Consider the following 22,164-nt stretch of genomic DNA (forward strand, 5'->3'; position numbering starts at 1 on the left):
CTTAATACTTTCGTATTAAGGGGTCGGGTTGTGCGGCCAAAATCAGTTACTGCCGAACATATCCTTGATCCAGCCCGCGACGCCGTCGCTCTTCTCCTGCTGCTTCGGCTGTTGCTGCTGTTGCTGCTGCTGTTGCTGCTGCGGCTGCTGTTGCCCGGACTGATTAAACGGGTTGTTCGCTTCCTGCTGCTGCAACTGCTGCTGCTGCATCATCTCGCCCTGGCGGCACAGCGCATCCGGCTGCGTCGTCCAGACCGGCAGCGAACGGACGCCACCGCTGCAGACGAGGTTGCCGTTGCTGTCCACGCCCATGTCGACCACGTCTTCCGGCGCCGTCAACGCCAGCGGCGTCGGCGTCTGGTTCGCCAGATAGCGCTGGTAAATCGACATCGCGCCGCTGGCGCCGTACAGTTTGGTCGGCTGGTTGTTGTCGCGGCCCACCCAGGTGATGGTCACCTGGCTACCGTCGATGCCGGCGAACCAGGTATCGACGTTATTGTTGGTGGTCCCGGTTTTCCCCGCCAGATGCAGGCCCGGATACTTCGCGCCCAGCTGACGCCCCGTGCCGCGCTGCACCACCTGCTGCATGGTCCACAGCGTCATGTAGGCCGCCTGGGCAGGCACGGCGCGTTCCGCCTGCGGGTAGCTCTGGTAAAGCACCGTGCCATCTTCCGCAATCACTGACCGCAGGGCGGACAGCGGCGCACGGTTGCCGCCGCTGGCAATCGTCTGGAAGGCCTGCGCCACTTCAATCGGCGTCAGGTTCAGCGCACCCAGCAGCATCGCCGGCACCGCGTTGAGCTGATTCTTCGGCGCCCCCAGTTTAGTCCAGGTATCGACGACCGCCGGCAAGCCCAGCGCCATCCCGAGGTTAACCGTCGGGACGTTCATCGAGCGGGTCAAGGCATCCACCAGCATCACCTGGCCGCTGAAGCGACGATCGTCGTTCTGCGGGGACCACGTCTGGCCGTTGGACAGGCGAATGGTCACCGGCGCATCGGCGATCCAGGTGTTCAGGCGATACTGGTTCGGCTGGCTCAGCGCGGTCAGATAGGTCGCCGGCTTGGCCAGAGAACCAATCGACCGGCGGGCCTGCATCGCGCGGTTGTAGCCGGCGAACTGCGGCTCCGCGCCGCCGACCATCGCCCGCACTTCACCGGTAAAGCGGTCCACCACCACCATGGCGGTTTCCAGATCTGCCAGCTTGCGCTGTTTCTTCAGTACCGGGATCCCTTCAGTAGCCGCTTTTTCCGCCGCATCCTGCGCCACCGAGTCGAAGGTGGTGAAGATCTTCACGCCGGAGAGATCTTTCACTTTATCGCCCAGCTTCGCCTGCAGCTCCTGACGAACCATCTGCATAAAGGCCGGCTGCGGTGAAATCACCCCGCCGCGCGGCTGCACGCCCAGCGGACGCGCGCTCAGCATATCGTACAGCTCCTGGTCGATAACCTGCTGCTGCTGCAGCAGACGCAGCACCAGATTGCGTCGCTCAAGGGCCAGTTTCGGGTTGCGCCACGGGTTATACACCGACGCCCCTTTCACCATCCCCACCAGCAGCGCCTGCTGATCGAGGCTCAGCTCTTCCACCGGACGGCCAAAGTAGTACAGGCTGGCCAGCGGGAAGCCGCGAATTTCATTATCGCCGCTCTGGCCGAGGTACACCTCGTTCATATACAGCTCAAGGATGCGATCCTTGCTGTAACGGGCATCGACGATCAGCGCCATATACGCTTCGTTGGCTTTACGCCAGTAGGAGCGCTCGCTGGAGAGGAACAGGTTTTTCACCAGCTGCTGGGTCAGGGTACTCGCCCCCTGCACCGTACGACCTGCCGTCAGGTTCGCCAGCACCGCGCGGCCGATGGAATACAGGCTGATACCATCGTGCTCGTAGAAGTGGCGGTCTTCGGTCGCCAGCAGCGTATCCACCAGCAGATCCGGGAAGCCACTGCGCTTCACGAACAGGCGCTGCTCACCGTTCGGCGACTGCAGCATGGTAATAAGACGCGGATCGAGACGGAAGAAACCGAACTGGCGGTTATTATCCATATTCTCGATGGTCTCCAGATGGTCGCCATCGAAGGTCAGACGCGCGCGCACCTGCCCTTCTTTACTGTCCGGGAAATCGAACGGACGACGGATCATCTCGATGCTGTTGGCCTGCACGGTGTATTCGCCCGGGCGCGTCATCGCGCTGACCTGACGATACTGGGTGGCGTTCAGCAGACGCACCATCTCGTTTTTGCTGATCTGCATGTCCGGCTCAAGGTTCACCATCCGGCCATAAACCGCGGCCGGCAGCTCCCAGACTTTACCGTCAATGCGGCTGCGGATTTTCTGATCGAGGTAGACGCCATAGGCGGCAATCAGCACCGCGAAGACAATCCCCAGCTTGACCAGCAGCCACAGCCAGCGGCGCTTACGACGAGGTTTGCCACCGTTGCCTTTTCCTTTTCTCGGCACCGGTTTCTCATCCTCATAATCATCGTCATCATACTCATCGTCGTAGTCCTCTTCCCGGACCCGGCGACGGGTAACTTTTTGTTTTGTCGGACGTGAGGGTCTCCCCTTACGTCCGATAGGCTCGCGGTCATCTCCCGCCATGCTTTTTCTCCGCAACGTTCAGGCGCAAGGGCCTGATTCTCAATACTTCCCCTGCACAGAGGAAGAAGAAATCTCTCAAATTAACGTCCAGGCTGCTTATCCTTCGGACGACAACCTGCTGGCAGGCAGGACATGCCGCCAGCCTTTCATGAGGTTGGTTTGCTTCGTTTTACATGATATTAACAATAAGAATTCACCATAAAATCATTATGTTAAACGCATCATCAGCAGAAATGGTCAGAACATAGCACGTAATGTTCAGGGCATACAGGATAGCACTAAAATGCGACATTCTTAACCAGCATTTTACCTCCTGCGCACGTAACAAGATGGGAAAGAGTATGTTTTTTAATAACATAAAAAATGACGCTCGCCCTGATGCCAAATGCGGCGGCATCGCCTCACACCGAAAATATATTTCCCGGACGACAACATTTATTATTGAGAGAAGTAAAGGGAATTAATCGAGTTTCTGCCAATAAAAATGAGAGCCTGTTAACATTTATGCAGAATAATATTTTATGATGACACCAGGAAAATCTTTGTTAAACTAGCAGCCAGTGATTCATTATTTTGATTACTTTACTATGCGCATTCCGCTTATATTTTCGCTTTGCGTGGTCGCCGTGCTCTCTGGCTGCCAACAGAAACCCGCCTCAACGCTCAGCCCGGCCATCAGCAGCCAGGCGCAGCTGGAGCAGCTCTCGTCGGTAGCAGCCGGGACGCGCTATCTCAAGAATAAATGTAATCGTAGCGATCTCCCCGCCGATGAAACGATATATCGGGCAGCGGTGAATGTCGGCAAAGCGCGCGGGTGGGGAAATATTGACGTGGCGACGTTAAGCCAAAATAGCGACCGGCTTTATCAACAACTTTTGCAGGACAGCACTCCGGAAGCCACACAGTGTAGTCAATTTAATCGCCAGCTCGCTCCCTTTATTGCCAGCTTGCGCAGCGACTAAACAAAATATTCTCAACGCGCATTTTATTGCGCGTAGCCCTTATTCCCCTTTCGGCTCCTCGTCAATTTTCCCGCCTGGCCAGTCATCCAGCGCCGCCAGGGTAAATGTTGTGCCGTTGAAGCTAAAGATCGTCACATCCTGCTGGATCTGCTCCACCACCAGATTGGGCAGCGGGGAATCACCCTCCGACCACGCTTTGCCGTTTAACACAATGCTGCGCTTTTCCGGTAGCGAGGCGTAGACATGGGCGCTGTAGCGCAGGGGCGGCAGCGTATCGCTGTCCACTACCGGCGCCGCTGGCGCGCTGGGTTTTACCGCCGACGGCGGGTTTTTTGGCGCGGTCTCCCCGGCGGCGGTTAACGGCAAAAGCGCCGCATGAGCCACCGGCAGAGGCAGCGTTTGCGGCGGTGACGGATGGCGCCACTGCTCGCCGCCAAACCAGCCGAGCGCGATAAATAATCCGGCGTACAGCGGGATAATCCAGCCGGGGATCTGCACCATCCGACCGCGGCTTACCGGCGCGTCTGCCTGCGCGGTGGACGGCTGAGGCGCCGTCAGCGGCGAGATGCCTCTTTCACTATCATCACGAACAATCACAACCGTCTCCTGTTCCCTCACGGTGCAGAGAAGGCGCCCTTACGGGCGCCCCAGACTGCTGACAAAGTGCATTCTTCAGAGATTGCCCGGCGGCGCTACGCTAGTGCGGGCCGACAGATAACTGCATAACTGTTTGATATTGCAGTCTTTCGTAGGCCGGGTAAGGCGAAAGCCGCCACCCGGCAGAAAGGCGAGCACAATAACGAAACAGGTTTGTCATCAGCCAGAGGCGCCCTTACGGGCGCCCCACGTTATGTTATTTACTGCTCACCGGCAGGCCAGCGCCCTGCGATTCCCCCTGTGGCAGCTCGAGGACCGCTACCGACCAGGCCGGCAGCGTGACCGAGCCGTCAGCGGCAACCTGCACGCCGCTCGCCAGCGAACGGTCGCCTGCCGCCTGCTGGATGGCGCTCAGCTGCAGCGATGTGCCGGCGAAGTCCTGCAGCGTCCGGCTTTCCGGTGCGGCGTTGATCGCCACCACGATGCCGTCGACACGGCTGTCCAGACTGGCGCCAGCCTGCATCCCATCATCGATGGTCATCACCAGCAGACCCGTCTGCTGATCGGCGCCGGTGTTGCGGAAGTCCACGCGCTTCATCACCGTCGCGCCGTCACCGAGGGTAAACAGCGGAGAGGATTTACGCAGCGCGGTCAGCTCCTGATAAAACGCGGTCATCTGCTTGAGCTCCGTTTCACCCGGGGTCGCCACCGCGTCTTTTACCCGGGCGATGATGTCATAGTTGCTGCCATCATCGCTGCTGCGCGGCATACCGACGTTGTAGTTGTTGTCCTGCAGGGAGTAATCCACGCGGTTAAACCAGTCACCGGAATCATACGAATCGCGGGTAAAAGATTTAGAGCGCAGCAGCTCCGAGCCCTGCTGGTCAAAGGCGATCCCCTGGCCGAGCATCACCGTCGCCAGCGACACCGCCTGCATCCGGACGCGGGTATCGAGATCCGCCTCCTGAGCAGCTTTATAGCTGATCATGTCCCACAGCGTTTGGTTGTCGTGTTTTGACACATAATTCACGACTTCCGTCGGGTCAGCCGCATAGCCGCCAGGCGCGCCGTTATAGTCAATCTCGCTGCCTTTCTTCACCGCGCCGTCTTTGTCGATCAGCACGAAGTCCGCGAGGTTACCGGCCATGCCCAGACGGGTCAGATCGGCGAGGTGGCGCGCCTGATCGTCGGTCATGCTGGTCAGCTCATTTGGCTGAACGCCGGCGCCGCTGCCCACCCCCTGATTCTGGCGCAATGCATCGCCGGAATCGAACGGCCCGCCACCGCGCACGGCGTCGCGCAGACGATCGGAGAACGTGCCGATCCCGGTGCCTTTCAGATTGATTTGCGAGGCAATTTCAAAGCGATCGCTCTGGTTGGAATCCCAGCCTTCACCAAAGAAATAAATGTCCGGGTTCAGCGCTTTAATGCGCTCCCAGGCCGAGAGGATCTGCGCTTTCGGATGATAGCCCATCAGGTCGAAGCGGAAGCCATCGATCTTATAATCGGTGGTCCATACCGCCAGTGAATCGGCGATAAGCTTGGCGAACATCCGGTGCTCTGGCGCCGAGTCGGAGCAACAGGTGGCCGATTCTACGCTGCCGGTGGTTTCATTCAGGCGCTGATAGTACCAGGGGACGATCTTATCCAGCACCGAGGTGCGGTCGGTCGGGCCGGCGGCGTTGGTGTGGTTGTACACCACGTCCATAATGACGTTCATTCCCAGATCCTGCTTGATCGCCTGAATCATGGTGCGGAACTCTTTAATGCGCGCCGTGCCTTCCGGATCGGTGGCGTAGGATCCTTCCGGCACCGTGTAGTGGAACGGATCGTAGCCCCAGTTATAGGAGTCGGTCTGCGCCACCAGCGTATTCAACGCCTGCACCTGCGGGTTATCCTTGCTGTCGTTCTGCTTCAGCTGGGTCAGCACCTCTTCGACCGTCGAACCGCTGTCGCAATAGCCCGCGAACTCGCTGCTCTTCACCGCGCTGTTGATCTCGCACAGGCGACTGAACGGCTGCTGAATATCGGCGACTTTGTCGCTGAACTCATTGACCGTCGCCAGATCGAAGACCGGCAGCAGCTCAATATGGGTCACTCCCGAGGCCGACAGCTGTTTCAGATGCTGGACCATATTGCTCTCCTGGGCGGTGAGCGCCAGATACTTACCGCGCAGTTCGGCGGGAACGGTTTGATCCCAGGCAGAGAGATCGCGAATATGCGACTCGTGGATCGTCATTTTCGCCAGGTCGGCTTTGGTTTTCTGCGCGTGCGGCATCGTCAGCCCGTCCCAGCCTTCCGGCTTCAGCGCGCTGTCGTTGAGATCGACCACCTGGCTGTACTCCGAGTTGGTCGACAAACTATGGGCGTAGGGATCGGTCACTTCGTACTGCTCGACTTTACGCGACTGCGGGTGGTAGACGGTCATCGCGTAGCGGTAGAACGCGCCCTTCAGGTCGCTCCCGCCCTGCCAGGACCAGGCGCCGGAGGCGCTGTCGCGGGTCATCGGATGGCTGGCCACCACCTTCTTGTCGGCGCTGTAGACCACCAGCTCAACCTGCTGCGCCGTGGGCGCCCAGACGCGGAAGGTCACGCCGCTATCAGTTAGCTGGGCGCCATAGCTCAGCGCCTCGGCGGCAGCGGCATAGGTATCGTCCAGCACGCCGGCGGTCTGCACCTGGGTGGCGGAGCTAAGGATCCCGTCGCTTTCGGCGGATATCGCCACCGTCTCGCCCTGCAGCAATTCATCGACATTGACATCATCCGGCAGCTTAAAGGCAGGATAGCTGGCGAGATGCGGGAAGCGCATGCTCACCTGCTGGCTGACAGTAGTGGGGGTCAGCTTGACATATTTATCGGTAAATTCGCCGTTACTGTCGGCGGCCACCTTACTGCTGTGGCTGTAATAGAGGCGCACAATGGGTTTATTTTCGCCGCCCGGCCACAGCAGGGTGGTTTTATCGACCCAGTGCGCATCGGCCAGCGCCACGCCAAAGGCGGCGCGGAAGGCGTCGGCGCGGGAGTCATAGACCGCGCTGTTGCCAGCGATGACCGATACCGTGCGATCGGTGAAATCGCCAAAAGAGACGCGCAGGTCGCTGTCGATAAGCTTATTGGTGCCATCGCGGACGATAACGTTGATACATCCGCTCTCTTTAGTCAGCGGGATCACCCAGTAAGGGCCATATTTGTCGCTGCCGGTCGGCGTAGTGCTGACATCATTCCAGTCCGCCACCGGCGCGCTCAGCGCATCACAGGTTTCGTTATTCCATAGATAGAGGTTTTTAGTCGCATAGTCGGCCGGCGTGCTGCTGGTGATGCCGGCGATATCGACAAGGTGAATGACAGCCTGGTTGGCGGAAGCCTGCGCCGCTTCGCCAGGGACGGCAACGTCCGGTAAGCGGACGACCACATCCTGCGGGTCGGGCGTACCGGGTGTGCCTGGGTTGCCAGGATTGCCTGGTGAACCCGGTGAGCCAGAGGGTGAAGAGGAAGAGCTGTTATCACAGCCACTCAATAATACTAACGATCCAAGAAATAGGGCATGACAGGTATATCTGAGCATTCGATAGTCCCTAATATGCTTATTAAATTATAAAAGGTAAGAAAGGATGAATATCTTTACAGCGCGCTAATTAGATATTTTTGCTTTCCGGGGCGCAATCATCCCCCACAAATGAGAGGGGGGCGTAGGAAGCCGGGGGAGTAAATCAATAAAGGGAATGACGACCCGAAACCGCAAACTGATTATGATTCGCCACGCTTATCGCCACTCTCCGGCAATAAATAATTCAAAAGCCAATAATCACCTACCTGTTTCGGTAGGGTATTACGCCAACGTGCAGAAAAATAAATTAGCAAAGGAATTAAAATGCCAGTTTCTGTGATGGGGTTAACAAATATAAATAAAGGGATAATTAAATTATTACCACAAATTGTGACGCTCATCATATTAATAACCGCTATCCCCCAGCTGGCGAAATTAACCTGGCGCCTGGTATTCCCTGTGAGTCATGAGGATATTTCCGCCCTGCCATTAACCGCTTCTCCAATGGCGGAGTCGGAATTAAAAACCGAACGGCCTGTATTTACCCTGTTTGGTCTGGCGGCAAAAAACAACCCCGCGCCAACGGATGCAACCCACCTCAATCAGGTGCCGGTTTCCAGCCTGAAACTACGCCTTACAGGTCTGCTCGCCAGCAGTAACCCGGCACGATCCATCGCCATTATAGAAAAAGGAAATCAGCAGGTTAGCCTTAGTTCCGGCGATACTATCCCGGGGTACGATGCGCGGATCGTCGCCATTCTTCCCGACCGGATCATCGTTAACTATCAGGGACGCAAAGAGGCCATTTTGTTATTTAACGATACCCGCGCGCCGTCGTCATCGCCCGCTACAGCGGCCACTCCGCCTCTTGTGAAGCAACTCCGCGAACAGCCGCAAAATATCCTCACTTATTTATCTATTTCGCCGGTGCTCAGTGGCGACAAACTGCAGGGCTATCGCCTTAATCCAGGCAAAGACGCCTCGCTATTTCGTCAGTCCGGCCTGCAGGAAAATGATTTAGCCATTGCCCTAAATGGCATTGATTTACGCGATCAGGCGCAAGCACAGCAGGCGCTGCAACACCTGAATGAACAGACCGAAATAACGCTGACCGTTGAGCGAGAAGGTCAACGACACGATATCGCTTTCGCGCTGGGGGATGAATAATTGCCAACCATAAAACGACTGCGGAAAATGCTGACTGTGCTGCTGATATTAACGCCGCTGCTATTTCGTCCGGCCATCGCAGAAGAATTTTCCGCCAGCTTTAAAGGCACCGATATCCAGGAATTTATCAATACCGTCAGCAAAAACCTGAATAAAACGGTGATTATCGATCCCAGCGTGCGCGGCACCATTACCGTACGCAGTTACGATATGCTCAATGAAGAGCAATATTATCAATTCTTCCTTAGCGTGCTGGATGTGTATGGCTTCGCCGTGATCAATATGAATAACGGCGTACTGAAGGTAGTGCGGGCTAAAGATGCAAAAACCTCGGCCGTCCCGGTCGCCAGCGAGGCTGCACCGGGCGAAGGCGATGAAGTGGTCACCCGGGTGGTGCCCCTGACCAACGTCGCCGCCCGCGATCTCGCCCCGCTGCTTCGCCAGCTGAACGATAACGCCGGCGCCGGCAGCGTGGTCCATTATGAGCCCTCCAACGTATTGCTGATGACCGGCCGCGCAGCGGTCATCAAACGCCTGCTGACCATTGTCGAGCGCGTCGACAACGCCGGGGATCGCAGCGTGGTGACAGTTCCCCTCTCCTGGGCCTCCGCCGCGGAGGTGGTCAAACTGGTTACCGAGCTCAATAAAGACAGCAGCAAGTCGGCGCTGCCGGGCTCGATGGTGGCGAACGTGGTGGCCGATGAGCGCACCAACGCGGTACTGGTCAGCGGCGAGCCGAACTCGCGCCAGCGCATTATCGCCATGATCAAACAGCTCGACCGCCAGCAGGCGGTGCAGGGCAACACCAAAGTGATCTACCTGAAGTACGCCAAAGCCGCCGATCTGGTGGAGGTCCTCACCGGGATCAGCAGCTCACTACAGAACGATAAGCAAAGCGCCAAACCGGTGGCCGCGATCGACAAAAATATCATTATCAAAGCCCACGGCCAGACCAACGCCCTGATCGTCACCGCGGCGCCGGACGTGATGAACGATCTTGAGCGAGTGATCGCCCAGCTCGATATCCGCCGCCCGCAGGTGCTGGTGGAGGCGATTATCGCCGAAGTGCAGGATGCCGACGGCCTCAACCTCGGTATCCAGTGGGCCAATAAAAATGCCGGCATGACCCAGTTCACCAACAGCGGGCTGCCGATCTCCACGGTTATCGCCGGCGCCAACCAATACAACAAAGACGGTACCGTCAGCAGCTCGCTGGCCAGCGCTCTGGGCTCGTTTAACGGTATCGCCGCCGGCTTCTATCAGGGGAACTGGGCGATGCTGCTCACCGCCCTCTCCAGCAGTACCAAGAACGATATTCTGGCCACCCCCAGCATCGTGACCCTCGACAACATGCAAGCCACCTTTAACGTCGGCCAGGAAGTTCCGGTGTTAACCGGCTCGCAAACCACCTCCGGCGACAACATCTTTAATACCGTCGAGCGCAAAACCGTCGGCATTAAGCTGAAGGTGAAACCGCAGATTAACGAAGGCGATGCCGTGCTGCTGGAGATTGAGCAGGAGGTATCGAGCGTCGCCGACTCGGCCTCCAGCACCAGTAGCGATCTCGGCGCGACCTTCAATACCCGGACGGTGAATAACGCCGTGCTGGTCGGCAGCGGTGAAACGGTGGTGGTTGGCGGGCTGCTGGATAAAAGCGTCACCGATACCGCCGACAAAGTGCCGCTGCTCGGCGACATCCCGGTGATCGGCGCCCTGTTCCGCTCCGAGAGCAAGAAAGTGTCGAAACGCAACCTGATGCTGTTTATCCGTCCGACCATCATTCGCGATCGTGATGAGTACCGTCAGGCCTCTTCCGGCCAGTACACCGCATTCGACAATGCGCAAACCAAACAGCGGGGCAAAGACAGCAGCGAAGCGACACTCAGTAATGACCTGCTGCACATCTATCCAAAGCAGGAGACCCAGGCCTTCCGCCAGGTCAGCGCCGCCATTGACGCCTTTAACCTCGGAGGCCGCCCATGACGCCAGCCGCCGAACGCCGTCCGCTGCTGCCCTTTGCCTGGGCCCGCGCACATCATCTTGTGCTGCTCAGCGACGGCGAACGCTGCGAAGCGCTGTGCCGCTCCGATACCGCCGCCCGGGCGCTGCTGGAAGCGCGTCGCCTGGCGGACGGACCGATGAGCGTCAGCCGTCTGGCGCCGGACGCGTTCGAGAAAGTGCTGGTGCTCAGCTATCAGCGCGACTCGGCGGAAGCGCACCGCATGATGGCCGATATCGGCAATGAGCTCGACCTCTATACCCTCGCCGAAGAGCTACCGGACAGCGACGATCTGCTCGACAGCGAGGACGACGCGCCGATCATCCGCCTGATCAACGCCATGCTCACCGAGGCCATCAAAGAGAAAGCCTCGGATATTCATATCGAAACCTATGAGCGCCATCTGCAGATCCGCTTTCGCGTCGACGGCGTGCTGCGCGAAATTCTGCGCCCGCAGCGGCGGCTGGCCGCGCTGTTAATTTCGCGTATCAAGGTGATGGCCAGCCTGGATATTGCTGAAAAACGGATCCCTCAGGATGGGCGGATGGCGCTGCGCATCGGCGGGCGGGCAATCGACGTGCGCGTCTCCACCCTGCCCTCCAGCCACGGCGAACGCGTCGTCCTGCGCCTGCTGGACAAAAACAGCGTCAACCTGGATCTGCTGACGCTGGGCATGCCCCCCGCTCTGCTCGATCGGGTCGACGCGCTGATCGCCCGGCCACACGGCATTATTCTGGTCACCGGGCCGACCGGGTCGGGGAAAAGCACTACCCTGTATGCCGCCCTCAGCCGCCTCGACGCCCACGAACGCAATATCATGACCATTGAAGATCCGGTGGAGTATGAGCTGGAGGGCATCGGCCAGACTCAGGTCAACGCCAAAGTCGATATGACTTTCGCCCGCGGCCTGCGCGCCATACTGCGCCAGGATCCGGATGTGGTACTGGTGGGGGAAATCCGCGATGGCGAAACCGCCCAGATCGCCGTCCAGGCCTCGCTGACCGGACACCTGGTGCTGTCGACCCTGCACACCAACAGCGCGCTGGGCGCCATTTCCCGTCTGCAGGATATGGGCGTGGAGCCTTTTTTACTCTCCACGTCGCTGCTGGCGGTGATGTCGCAGCGGCTGGTGCGCCAACTGTGCCCGCACTGCCGTCAGCCCACGCAGGCGGATGCCGACACCGCCCGGCAGATGGCGGTCCCGGTCGGCGCGCGGCTGTGGCAGCCCAAAGGCTGTCCGGAGTGTAATTTCATCGGCTATCGCGGACGCACCGGTATTCATGAACTGCTGCTGGTTGACGACCGCGTCCGCGCCGCCATCCACCGCGGCGAGAATGAGATCACCCTGATCCAGCAGCTGGGGCCAGCCTGGCAAACCCTGCGCCATGCCGGACGCGACAAAGCGCTGGCGGGGATCACCAGCTGGGAAGAGGTGATGCGGGTCACCGAACAGCAAACGACGGAAAGCGTCTGAGATGGCCCTGTTTCGCTATCAGGCACTGGACCCGCAGGGCAAAACCCGCCGCGGCGTTCAGCAGGCCGACTCCGCCCGCCACGCCCGCCAGCTGCTGCGGGACAACGGCTGGCTGGCGCTGGAAGTGACCGCCGCCGACCCGGCGCGCCGGCTGTGGCGCGGCGGATCCCTCACCCGGCGCACCAGCGCCGGTGATTTAGCCCTGCTCACCCGCCAGCTGGCCACCCTGGTTGCCGCCGGGATCCCGCTGGAAAAGGCGCTCGATGCCGTCGCCCAGCAGTGCGAAAAGGCGCCGCTAAGAACGTTAATGGCCGGGGTGCGCAGCAAAGTACTCGAAGGCCACTCGCTGGCGGAGGCGATGCGCGGCTATCCCGCCTGCTTCGACGGGCTGTTCTGCGCCATGGTGGCGGCCGGCGAAACCTCCGGCCATCTCGACGGCGTGCTGAACCGGCTGGCGGACTATACCGAGCAGCGCCAGCAGCTTCGCGCCCGCCTGCTGCAGGCGATGATCTATCCCATCGTGCTGACGCTGGTCGCCATCAGCGTGATCGCCATTCTGCTCTCCACCGTGGTCCCGAAAGTCGTTGAGCAGTTTGTTCATCTGAAACAGGCCCTGCCGTTCTCCACCCGGCTGCTGATGAGCCTGAGCGATATCGTGCGCAGCGCAGGGCCCTGGCTGGTGCTGCTGTCGCTACTGGCGCTGTTGACGCTGCGTTATCTGCTGCGCCAGCCCGCCCGGCGGCTCGCCTGGGACCGGATGCTGCTGCGCCTGCCGGTCATCGGGCGCGTGGCGCGCAGCGTCAACAGTGCGCGCTACGCCCGCACCTTAAGCATTCTCAATGCCAGCGCGGTGCCGCTGCTGCTGTCGATGCGTATCAGCGCCGGCGTCCTCAGCAACGCCTGGGCGAGCAGCCAGCTGGCGGCGGCCAGCGAATCGGTACGCGAAGGCGTCAGTCTGCATCGGGCACTGGAATCCACCGCCCTGTTCCCGCCGATGATGCGCTACATGATCGCCAGCGGCGAGCAGAGCGGCGAGTTGACCGCGATGCTGGAGCGCGCGGCGGAGAACCAGGACCGGGAGCTGAGCGCGCAGATCCAGATGGCCCTCAGTCTGTTTGAACCCCTGCTGGTGGTCACCATGGCCGGCATGGTGCTGTTTATCGTGCTGGCCATCCTGCAGCCGATCCTGCAACTGAACACCCTTATGAGTATGTAACTGTATTAATGGAGAAAACTATGCAACGGCAACGCGGTTTCACGTTACTGGAAATTATGGTGGTGATCGTCATTCTCGGCATTCTCGCCAGCCTGGTGGTGCCCAACCTGATGGGCAACAAGGAGAAAGCGGACCGCCAGAAAGTCGTCAGCGATCTGGTGGCGCTCGAGGGGGCGCTGGATATGTATAAACTGGACAACAGCCGCTACCCCAACACCGAGCAGGGACTGCAGGCGCTGGTGACCGCCCCGGCCGCCGAGCCGCACGCCCGCAACTACCCGGAAGGCGGCTATATCCGCCGCCTGCCGCAGGACCCGTGGGGAAATGAGTATCAACTGTTAAGCCCGGGTCAGCATGGCGCCATCGACGTCTTCAGCGTCGGCCCGGACGGGATGCCCGACACCAATGACGATATCGGCAACTGGACCCTCGGGAAGAAATAGTGTCTCAGCGCGGTTTCACGCTCCTTGAGATGATGCTGGTCCTGCTGCTGATTGGCGTCAGCGCCAGCATGGTGCTGCTGGCGTTTCCCTCCGCCCGCACCCAGGAGGCTACGCAGATCCTGGCGCGCTTTCAGGCGCAGCTGGATTTTGTCCGCGAGCGCGGGCAGCAAACCGGTCAGCTCTTCGGGATCGTCATCCACCCTGACCGCTGGCAGTTTATGCGCCTGCAGCCTGCCGACGAAGACGCTCCGGCGGCGGCTGACGACCGCTGGGGCAACGCGCAGTGGCTGCCGCTGCAGGCCGGACGCGTCACCACGGCGGAAACCCTCCCCCGGACCAGGCTGACGCTGCGCTTTCCCGACGGCCAGGCGTGGACGCCAGGCGAGCAGCCCGACGTGCTGATCTTCCCAGGCGGCGAAGTCACACCGTTTCAGCTGCGGATTGACGCCGCGACGGGCATCACCATCGACGCCCAGGGTGACAGCCAGCCGCTGGCGGCGCGGGAGCAGCCATGAAACGCCAGGCCGGGATGACGCTTATCGAAGTGATGGTCGCGCTGGTGATTTTCGCCCTCGCCGGTCTGGCGGTGATGCAGTCCACCCTGCAGCAGACGCGCCAGCTTGGACGTATGGAAGAGAAAATCCTCGCCAGCTGGCTGGCGGATAATCAGCTGGTGCAGCTGCGGCTGGAGAAACGCTGGCCCGCCCTCAGCTGGTCCGAAACCACCGTGGAAGCCGCCGGAACGCGCTGGTTTGTCCGCTGGCAAGGGGTGGAAACCGCGCTTCCGCAGCTGCGGGCGCTGGACGTGGAGGTCCGGCGGCAAAAAAGCGATCCCGCGCCGCTGGCGACCCTGCGCACCTGGGTGACGCCGCCATGATAACCAGGATGCGCGGTTTCACCCTGATTGAAACGCTGCTGGCGCTGGCTATCCTCGCCGTCCTCAGCGCCGCCGCCGTGATGGTGCTGCAGAACGTCATCCGCGCCGATGGCCTGACCCGCGAGAAGAGCCAGCAGATCGCTGCCCTCCAGCGCGCCTTTCGCCAGATCGCCGACGATGTCACCCACATCATTCCCCGTCGCGCCAGAAACAGCGACACGCTTTTCTTCGCCGGACGTTTCCAGTTGCAGAGCGACGACTGGGGGCTGGCCTTCAGCCGCAGCGGCTGGCCGAACCCGCTGGGGATCCTCCCGCGTTCGGAGATCCAGAACGTCAGCTACCGTCTGCGCCAGCAACAGCTTGAGCGACTGAGCTTCGATCAGCAGGATCCGCTGACCGGCAGCCAGCCGACGGTTCGGGTGGTATTGCGCGAGGTGACGGCGTTTCGCCTGCGGTTCTACGCCGACGGACGCTGGCAGGAGACCTGGGATCGCTCGCAGACGCTGCCGCAGGGGCTGGAGATCACCCTGACGCTGGCGAAAAGCGGGGGGATCACCCGCCTGTTTTTACTCACCCCGGGAGGCAGCCAGTGAAAAATCGGCAACGCGGCGTCGCGCTCCTGATGGTGCTGTTCATCCTCGCCCTGATGATGATCCTCGCCAGCGCCATGACCGAACGCACCGCGGTCATGTATCAGCATACCGCCGTGACCCTCGATAATCTGCAGGCCAGATGGTACGCCCTGGCGGCGGAAAACATGGCCGCCGCGCTGCTGCAACGCGACGCGCTGGACTCACCCAGTCAAACGAACCTGGCGCAAAGCTGGGCGCAGGAGGGGCGCCGCTTTACCCTCGACGATGGCGAAATCCGCGCCACGATCCGCGACGGGCGCGCCTGCTTTAACCTCAATGCCATCAACCATCGCGCGGATGAGACCAGCGGCGAAACGCCCTACCCGACCGACGTCTTCGTCCGGCTGTTGGCGCTGCTCGGCGAATCGCCGCTGCGCGCCAGCCAGATCGCCGCCGCCCTTGGCGACTGGACGGACAGCGACGGCCAGCCGCGGCTGAACGGAGCAGAGGATGAGGTCTACATGGCGCAAACTCCGGGCTATCTCGCCGCCAACCAGCCGATGCAGGATGTCAGCGAGCTGCGCCTGCTGGCGGGTATGGACGCCGCCCTCTATCAGCGCTTGCTCCCCTTCGTCTGCGTCCAGCCGGATGACGCGCTGCAGGTCAATGTCAACACCCTGCGGCCCTCCCAGGCCGCTCTGCTGGTGGCCCTCTTTCCCGGCGAGCTGACGCTGCAGGAGGCGCAACAACTGCTGCACAACCGCCCGCGAACCGGATGGAGCAGCGTCGCTGCGTTTCTCGCGCAGCCGACGCTGCAGAAAACCGATACCACGCTTGCCCGCCCCTGGCTGACGGTGCACAGCACGCGCTTTATCGCCGCCTTTAGCGTGGTGACCGGCAATCTTCGCTTTCAGCTGCACAGCGTCCTGCAACAGGAGGGGCGCACGTTTACCGTCGTCCAGCGGCGATATGGACTTTCTATGGTGGTCGATGAATAAGTTTAACGCTTCTCCCCAGGCCATGCTGATCGTGCGCTTCGCCCCCGGGCTGGCGCCGCTGCACTGGCAACTCTTCGCCCCCGGCGAGCCACACCACGAGGCCAGCGGCCGGTGGCCGGCTGAGGACGCCAGCCCTTTCCCGGCGCTGGCGGCGCACTACCCCGCCTGGGTGCTGATCCCGGCCAGCGACTGCGCGTTTCACTCGCTCACCCTGCCGGCGGGCTTGCGTAAACCGCCGCTGCAGGTCGCCCCATTCCTGCTGGAAGAGCAGCTGGCCGACGATGTCGAAGCCACCCATTTTGCCTTGCTCCACCGCCAGCAGGCGCAGTGCGAGATCGTCGCCGTACAGCGGCAAAAAATGCGCGACTGGCTGGCCCGCTGCGAGTCGCTCTCCCTTCGGCCCCTGGCGTTGACGCCCGACGTGCTGGCCCTGCCCTGGCATCCGCCAGCGTGGAGCGCGGTGCAGGTGGACGAGCAGTGGCTGATCCGCCACCAGCCGTGGGGCGGCATGGCGGCGGAAAACGTCTGGCTGACGGAGCTGCTGCAGAGCGAGGCGGAAGAACCAGTCATCGACAGCTATTCACCGCCGCCCGCGGCGCCGGGCGTCTGGCGGGCGCAACCTGCGCAGACATTGCTGACCCTTGCCGCACGCTATCCGGCAACGCAGCAGCTCAGTCTGCTGCAGGGGGAGTTTGCCGTCCGTCGGCGGCGGCCTGCACAGGCGACCTGGCGTTCGGCGCAATATGCCGCACTGGCTCTGGCGTTACTGGTGGGGACAAACAGCGTGCTGGACCATCTCGATCTGGCGCGTCAGGCCGAGGCGGCGCAGCAGGCCAGCCGGGCTTTCTATCACCGCTGGTTTCCGACGGAGAAAAAGGTGATTAATCCGCGACTGCAGATGCAGCAACACCTGCAAACCCTCGCCCGTCAGGCGCAGCATGCCCCCCTCGTCGATCGCCTCAGCGCGCTGCAAAACATCCTCAGCGACACGCCGGGGATCCGCCTGCGGACGCTGAGCTGGGATGCCGCGGGCAACCGTCTGCAGCTGGATATCGCCGCGGTCTCTTCCCGGGCGCTGGAGCAGTTCACCCAGCGGGCGCAGCCGCGGTTTCGCGTCCGGCCAGGCGACATGACCACGAAACCGGATGGCATTGAGGGACAACTGACGCTGGAGGAAAACAATGGCTAATCTGCTTATCTGGTGGCGGCAGCGCACGCCGTCCGAGCAACGCCTGCTGCTCGGACTCGCGGGGCTGCTGGTGGTATGCGCCCTCTGGTACGGATTGTGGCAGCCCTGGCGAGCCCGTGAGGCGCAGTGGCGACAAACCCTGATGAAAGAGCAGGCCAGCCTGCGCTGGATGACGCAGCAGAGCCCACGCCTGCAGCAGCTCAGCCAGCAGCCCACGCCGACGGCAAAAGAGGCGCTCACCGCCCTGGTGATGCGCGAGGCGGCGAGCCACGGGCTGGTCGTCGCCCGCCTGCAGCCGCAGGGAAAACGTCTGCAGGTCACCCTCCAGCCCTGCACCTTCCAGGCACTGATGGCGTGGCTCGACGCCCCGGCGATGCGTGGCGTCAACGCGGTCTCCCTGTCCGTGACCGGGCAGCCGTCGCGGCCCGGCTGGGTTATGGTCAACCATCTGCTGCTGGAGCGCGACGATGAAAGCTAAAGGGATCGCGGTGGCGCTGCTGCTGGCGCTCTATCTGCTGTGGCTGGCTGCTACCGCCCCGGCGCGCCTGCTGGTCCCGATGCTGCCGCCCGGCGTACAGGTGGGCAGCCTCAGCGGCAGCGTCTGGCGCGGCGCGGCGCAACCGGTCTACTGGCATGGCGAACGGCTTGAACGACTGGCGTGGTCGCTGACCCTGGCTGGCTGGCAGGTCTCTCTCAGCGATCCCCGCGGTGTGGAGGGTCAGGCCCGGCTGTGGGGCCTGCGCGATCTGCGCCTGCATGAGGGGCGGCTCACCGCCCCCGCCAGCCTGCTCAGCCGCTGGCTGATGTCGACCATGCCCGTCAGCGCCGAGGGAGAGGTCACTTTCAGCCTGGCCGAAGCGCACTTCAGCGAGGGGCGCTGCCGACAAATCACCGCCGGAGGCGCGCAGTGGCGTCAGGCCCGACTGCACTCCCCGGTCGGCAGCCTGGAGCTGACCCAGGTTAATGGCACCTTCCGCTGTACGGCGGACGGCGCCGTGGCGCTGACCCTCCGCCAGGATTCTCATCAGCTGAGCCTCAGCGGCCAGGGGACCCTGTCGCCCGATGGCCGCTATCTGTTTCGCGGTACGCTACAGCCCCGGCAGGGAATGCCGCCGCTGTTGGCGCTGCTGGTGACGCGCCCCGCCTCTAAAAACGAGCCGGGTCGCACACCGTGGCAGATTCAGGGAAAATGGTTACCCCAGGAGCAAAAATGACGACATTAACGGCATTATCGCTGCACTTTCCCCTTGTCTGGTATGGCTTCCTGCTGCTGTTCGGCCTGGCGCTGGGCAGCTTTTACAACGTGGTGATCTATCGTCTGCCGCGCATGTTGACCCAGACCGCGGACGACGAGCGGATAACCCTCAGCACCCCGGGCTCCTCCTGCCCGCAGTGCCGCCAGCCGATCGCCTGGCGGGACAATATCCCGCTGCTCAGTTTCCTCTGGCTGGGCCGTCGCGCCCGCTGCTGTCAGGCGCCCATCGCGTGGAGCTATCCGCTGACCGAGCTGGCCACCGGCCTGCTGTTTATCCTCGCCGGGGCGCTGCTCGCGCCGGGCCTGCCGCTGGCGGGCGGCCTGCTGCTGCTCTCGTTCCTGCTGATGCTGGCGCGGATTGACGCCCGGACCCAGCTGTTGCCCGACCGTCTGACGCTGCCCCTGCTGTGGGCCGGGCTGCTGTTCAATCTTAACGAGGTGTACATTGCCCTGCCGGACGCGGTCGCCGGGGCGATGGCCGGTTATCTGGCGCTGTGGTCGGTCTACTGGCTGTTCCGCCTGCTGACCGGGAAAGAGGCGCTGGGCTATGGCGATTTTAAGCTGCTGGCGGCGCTGGGCGCCTGGTGCGGCTGGCAGGTTCTGCCGCAGGTGCTGTTGCTCGCCTCGGCCTGCGGGCTGGTGTGGACCCTGCTGCAGCGCCTGTGGACCCGGCAGTCGCTGCAGCAGCCGCTGGCCTTCGGCCCCTGGCTGGCGCTGGCCGGAGGGGGCATTTTTCTCTGGCAGCAGATGGTCTAGCGGTTACTGCCCGCCTGGCCGGGCAGGATACCGCCCGGCCAGACGGCTACGAATATTTTTTGCTGCGCCGGGTCGGGGCGGTGTTGGCCGGATCGTCCGGCCAGACGTGTTTCGGGTAGCGTCCCTTCATCTCTTTTTGCACCTCGCGGTAGCTTCCCTGCCAGAAGGCGCTCAGATCGCGGGTGATCTGCAGCGGACGCTGGGCGGGCGACAGCAGCTCCAGCACCAGCGGCACCCGCCCCTCGGCGATAACCGGCGTCGTCGCCTCGCCGAACATCTCCTGCATACGTACCGCCAGCGCTGGCGGGTTCTCCGCATGGTAACGGATCGCCAGACGGCTGCCGGTCGGCACGGTATAGTGCGTCGGCAGCTCGCGATCCAGCTTCTGGCGCAGCGGCCACGGCAGCCAGTCCTGTAGCGCCTGACGCAGATCCAGTGCCTTCAGCGCCCGCAGCGAGTGAACGCCGTTCATCTGCGGCAGCAGCCATGCCTCCAGCGAGGCCAATAGCGAAGCGTCATCCACCGCGGGCCACGCCTCTTCCGGCAACCACTGCGCCGCACACTGCAGCCGCAGTCGCAGCTGCTCAGCCTCTGGCGTCCAGTTGAGCACACCGAGGCCTTTCTCACGAATACCGTTGAGCATCGCCTGATGCAGCTCCGCCTCAGAGGGCTTCGCCAGCGGCTGGGTCTTGATCACCAGCTGGCCTATCACCGTCCGCCGCCAGGCTTTCAGCGTCCCCTGCGCTTCATCCCACTCCACCGTGTCGGAACGCTGCGCCAGCTCGGGACGGGCGGCGATCAGCTCGCCGATATCCACTGGCAGAGCCAACAGCATGCGGGCATCCGGCGAGGCGCTGCCCTGCAGCAGCAGCGGAGCGATCAGCCACTCATGGCGGCCCAGCGCGTCGTCGGCGTCCAGCATCGCGCCCATGCCGTTCGCCAGCTGGTAGCGCCCCTCCTGACCGCGGCGTCGGGCGATGCGATCGGCGAAGGCCGACGCCAGCAACCCCGCCATTCCTCCGGCATCGGGCTGGCCGCCGCGGCGGGCCAGACGCTTCATCAGCTGCTGCGCCCGCTGCTGCCAGTTGGTCTGCTGACGGGAAAAGACGGCGCCCAAATCCACCAGCCCGCCGCGCGGAGGCTCCTCAAGGATCGCCGCCAGCCTGGCCGCCGTCGCCGCCTCGTCATCGGTCTGCGCGGCGGCCAGCATCGCCGCCAGCCGGGGCTCGTTGCCGAGGGTCGCCATTTTGCGGCCAAACGCCGACAGCCGCTCGCCGTCCAGCGCCGAGAGCGCCTCCAGCAGGCGGCGCGCGGCGGCCAGGTTCACCGCGGGCGGCTGATCCAGCCAGGCCAGCGCGGCCGGATCGTGGCAGCCCCACTGCAGCAGCTCCAGCAGTAGCGCCGACAGATCGCTGTGCAGGATCTCCGGTTCGCTCTGCGCCGCCGCCCGTTCCGCCTGTTCTTTGCCGAGCAAATGCAGGCAGATCCCCGGAGAGAGACGGCCGGCGCGTCCGGCACGCTGCGTCATCGATGCCTGGCTGATGCGCTGCGTCACCAGCCGGGTCAGGCCGGTGCGCGGGTCAAAGCGGGCGACCCGCTCCTGGGCACTGTCGACCACCAGGCGGATCCCCTCGATGGTCAGACTGGTCTCGGCGATATTGGTGGCCAGCACCACTTTGCGCTTCCCGGCCGGCGCCGGGAGGATCGCTTTGCGCTGCTCGCTTAAGGGCAGCGCGCCGTACAGCGGGCAGAGGATGACATCCTCCGCCACGCGCTCCGTCAGTTGTTCCTGAACGCGCTGGATCTCACCGACGCCGGGCAGAAACAGCAGCATCGATCCCTGCTCATGTCGCAACAGCTCCGCTGCCGCCACCGCCACCGCCTCATCAAAGCGCTGGTGCGTGGGAAGCGGGTTGAAACGGCGCTCCACCGGATAAGCGCGCCCCTCCGAGACCACCACTGGCGCCTCAGGCAGCAGACGCTGCAGGCGATCGTTATCGAGGGTCGCCGACATGATCAGCAGCTTGAGATCGTCACGCAATCCCTGCTGGACGTCGAGCAGCAAGGCCAGCGCCAGATCCGCCTGCAGGCTACGCTCGTGAAACTCATCGAGGATCACCAGCCCCACGCCCGCCAGCTCCGGATCGCGCTGGATCATGCGCGTCAGGATCCCCTCCGTGACCACCTCCAGGCGGGTCTGCGGCCCGACGCAGGTTTCGGCGCGCATGCGGTAACCCACGGTCTCCCCCGGCTTTTCGCCAAGCAGTTCAGCCAGCCGCTGCGCGACATTACGCGCCGCCAGGCGCCTCGGCTCCAGCAGGATAATGCGTCCCGCGATGTTGCCCTCGGCGAGGATCTGCAGCGGCAGCCAGGTCGATTTCCCGGCGCCGGTAGGCGCGTTGAGCAAAACCTGCGGCGCGTGCTGCAGGGCGGATAACAGTTCTGGGAGGACGGCGGCAACCGGCAATGAGGACACAAAAGGCTCCGGGGGTTAACATTCAGGGGCTCGCA

General features: G+C 62.4%; 19 protein-coding genes. 15 read left to right on the top strand and 4 right to left on the bottom strand.

Going from position 1 to position 22,164, the window contains the following annotated elements:
• Positions 1-42: 42 nt before the first annotated feature.
• Positions 43-2,601: a bifunctional glycosyl transferase/transpeptidase gene (gene mrcB, locus SP68_RS21135; RefSeq protein ID WP_016160318.1), complete on the bottom strand. Its 2,559-nt coding sequence runs from the start codon at positions 2,599-2,601 to the stop codon at positions 43-45.
• A 587-nt stretch (positions 2,602-3,188) separates the two neighbouring features.
• On the opposite strand from mrcB, the gene gspS reads away from it, so the two are divergent.
• The gene (gene gspS / locus SP68_RS21140; RefSeq protein WP_012968915.1) at positions 3,189-3,563 is read left to right on the top strand and encodes a type II secretion system pilot lipoprotein GspS; all 375 of its coding nucleotides are present in this window, start codon (positions 3,189-3,191) and stop codon (positions 3,561-3,563) included.
• Between the two features lie 39 nt (positions 3,564-3,602).
• Here the strand turns inward: gspS and gspB are convergent, their stop codons facing one another.
• Both gspB and pulA read right to left on the bottom strand, forming a co-directional pair.
• On the bottom strand, positions 3,603-4,160 hold the full coding sequence (gspB, locus tag SP68_RS21145; protein WP_040972991.1) for a type II secretion system assembly factor GspB: 558 nt from the start codon (positions 4,158-4,160) through the stop codon (positions 3,603-3,605).
• A 256-nt stretch (positions 4,161-4,416) separates the two neighbouring features.
• Positions 4,417-7,725 carry a pullulanase-type alpha-1,6-glucosidase gene (gene pulA, locus SP68_RS21150; protein ID WP_016160315.1) on the bottom strand — a complete coding sequence of 1,103 codons (3,309 nt, stop codon included), beginning with the start codon at positions 7,723-7,725 and terminating at the stop codon, positions 4,417-4,419.
• 184 nt (positions 7,726-7,909) lie between these two features.
• On the opposite strand from pulA, the gene SP68_RS28600 reads away from it, so the two are divergent.
• From SP68_RS28600 to SP68_RS21215, 14 genes are read left to right on the top strand one after another with little or no spacing between them, the layout of a single operon-like run.
• Positions 7,910-8,047 carry a hypothetical protein gene (locus tag SP68_RS28600; protein WP_004219434.1) on the top strand — a complete coding sequence of 46 codons (138 nt, stop codon included), beginning with the start codon at positions 7,910-7,912 and terminating at the stop codon, positions 8,045-8,047.
• Complete coding sequence (gspC, locus tag SP68_RS21155; RefSeq protein WP_040972989.1) at positions 8,032-8,874, top strand: type II secretion system protein GspC; 843 nt, start codon at positions 8,032-8,034, stop codon at positions 8,872-8,874. The genes SP68_RS28600 and gspC overlap by 16 nt, the downstream gene beginning before the upstream one ends.
• Before the next feature lie 9 nt (positions 8,875-8,883).
• Positions 8,884-10,857, top strand: coding sequence for a GspD family T2SS secretin variant PulD (gene pulD / locus SP68_RS21160; RefSeq protein ID WP_162493344.1), 1,974 nt, complete (start codon positions 8,884-8,886; stop codon positions 10,855-10,857).
• A complete protein-coding gene (gspE, locus tag SP68_RS21165) occupies positions 10,854-12,347 on the top strand; it encodes a type II secretion system ATPase GspE (RefSeq protein ID WP_012542822.1) in 1,494 nt (497 codons plus the stop codon). The genes pulD and gspE overlap by 4 nt, the downstream gene beginning before the upstream one ends.
• Before the next feature lies 1 nt (position 12,348).
• Positions 12,349-13,563, top strand: a complete 1,215-nt coding sequence (gene gspF / locus SP68_RS21170) for a type II secretion system inner membrane protein GspF (protein WP_040972986.1) — start codon at positions 12,349-12,351, stop codon at positions 13,561-13,563.
• A gap of 20 nt (positions 13,564-13,583) precedes the next feature.
• A complete protein-coding gene (gspG, locus tag SP68_RS21175; protein ID WP_002889054.1) occupies positions 13,584-14,006 on the top strand; it encodes a type II secretion system major pseudopilin GspG in 423 nt (140 codons plus the stop codon).
• Positions 14,006-14,521, top strand: coding sequence for a type II secretion system minor pseudopilin GspH (gene gspH, locus SP68_RS21180; RefSeq protein ID WP_008807378.1), 516 nt, complete (start codon positions 14,006-14,008; stop codon positions 14,519-14,521). Before gspG ends, gspH begins: the two co-directional genes overlap by 1 nt.
• On the top strand, positions 14,518-14,883 hold the full coding sequence (gene gspI, locus SP68_RS21185; protein WP_004894160.1) for a type II secretion system minor pseudopilin GspI: 366 nt from the start codon (positions 14,518-14,520) through the stop codon (positions 14,881-14,883). The genes gspH and gspI overlap by 4 nt, the downstream gene beginning before the upstream one ends.
• Positions 14,880-15,476 carry a type II secretion system minor pseudopilin GspJ gene (gene gspJ, locus SP68_RS21190; protein WP_040972976.1) on the top strand — a complete coding sequence of 199 codons (597 nt, stop codon included), beginning with the start codon at positions 14,880-14,882 and terminating at the stop codon, positions 15,474-15,476. The genes gspI and gspJ overlap by 4 nt, the downstream gene beginning before the upstream one ends.
• Positions 15,473-16,453, top strand: coding sequence for a type II secretion system minor pseudopilin GspK (gene gspK, locus SP68_RS21195; protein ID WP_077259456.1), 981 nt, complete (start codon positions 15,473-15,475; stop codon positions 16,451-16,453). The genes gspJ and gspK overlap by 4 nt, the downstream gene beginning before the upstream one ends.
• A complete protein-coding gene (gspL, locus tag SP68_RS21200; RefSeq protein WP_032740434.1) occupies positions 16,446-17,642 on the top strand; it encodes a type II secretion system protein GspL in 1,197 nt (398 codons plus the stop codon). The genes gspK and gspL overlap by 8 nt, the downstream gene beginning before the upstream one ends.
• Positions 17,635-18,120: a type II secretion system protein M gene (locus tag SP68_RS21205; RefSeq protein WP_040972974.1), complete on the top strand. Its 486-nt coding sequence runs from the start codon at positions 17,635-17,637 to the stop codon at positions 18,118-18,120. The genes gspL and SP68_RS21205 overlap by 8 nt, the downstream gene beginning before the upstream one ends.
• Complete coding sequence (locus tag SP68_RS21210; RefSeq protein WP_040972972.1) at positions 18,110-18,856, top strand: type II secretion system protein N; 747 nt, start codon at positions 18,110-18,112, stop codon at positions 18,854-18,856. The genes SP68_RS21205 and SP68_RS21210 overlap by 11 nt, the downstream gene beginning before the upstream one ends.
• Positions 18,853-19,653, top strand: a complete 801-nt coding sequence (locus SP68_RS21215; protein WP_008807384.1) for a prepilin peptidase — start codon at positions 18,853-18,855, stop codon at positions 19,651-19,653. Before SP68_RS21210 ends, SP68_RS21215 begins: the two co-directional genes overlap by 4 nt.
• A 46-nt stretch (positions 19,654-19,699) precedes the next feature.
• On the opposite strand, the gene hrpB is transcribed toward SP68_RS21215, so the two are convergent.
• Entirely contained in the window at positions 19,700-22,129 is a 2,430-nt protein-coding gene (gene hrpB, locus SP68_RS21220; RefSeq protein ID WP_040972970.1) for an ATP-dependent helicase HrpB, read from the bottom strand.
• Positions 22,130-22,164 lie beyond the last annotated feature (35 nt).

The organism is Klebsiella variicola, assembly GCF_000828055.2.
Classification (GTDB): Bacteria; Pseudomonadota; Gammaproteobacteria; order Enterobacterales; family Enterobacteriaceae; genus Klebsiella; species Klebsiella variicola.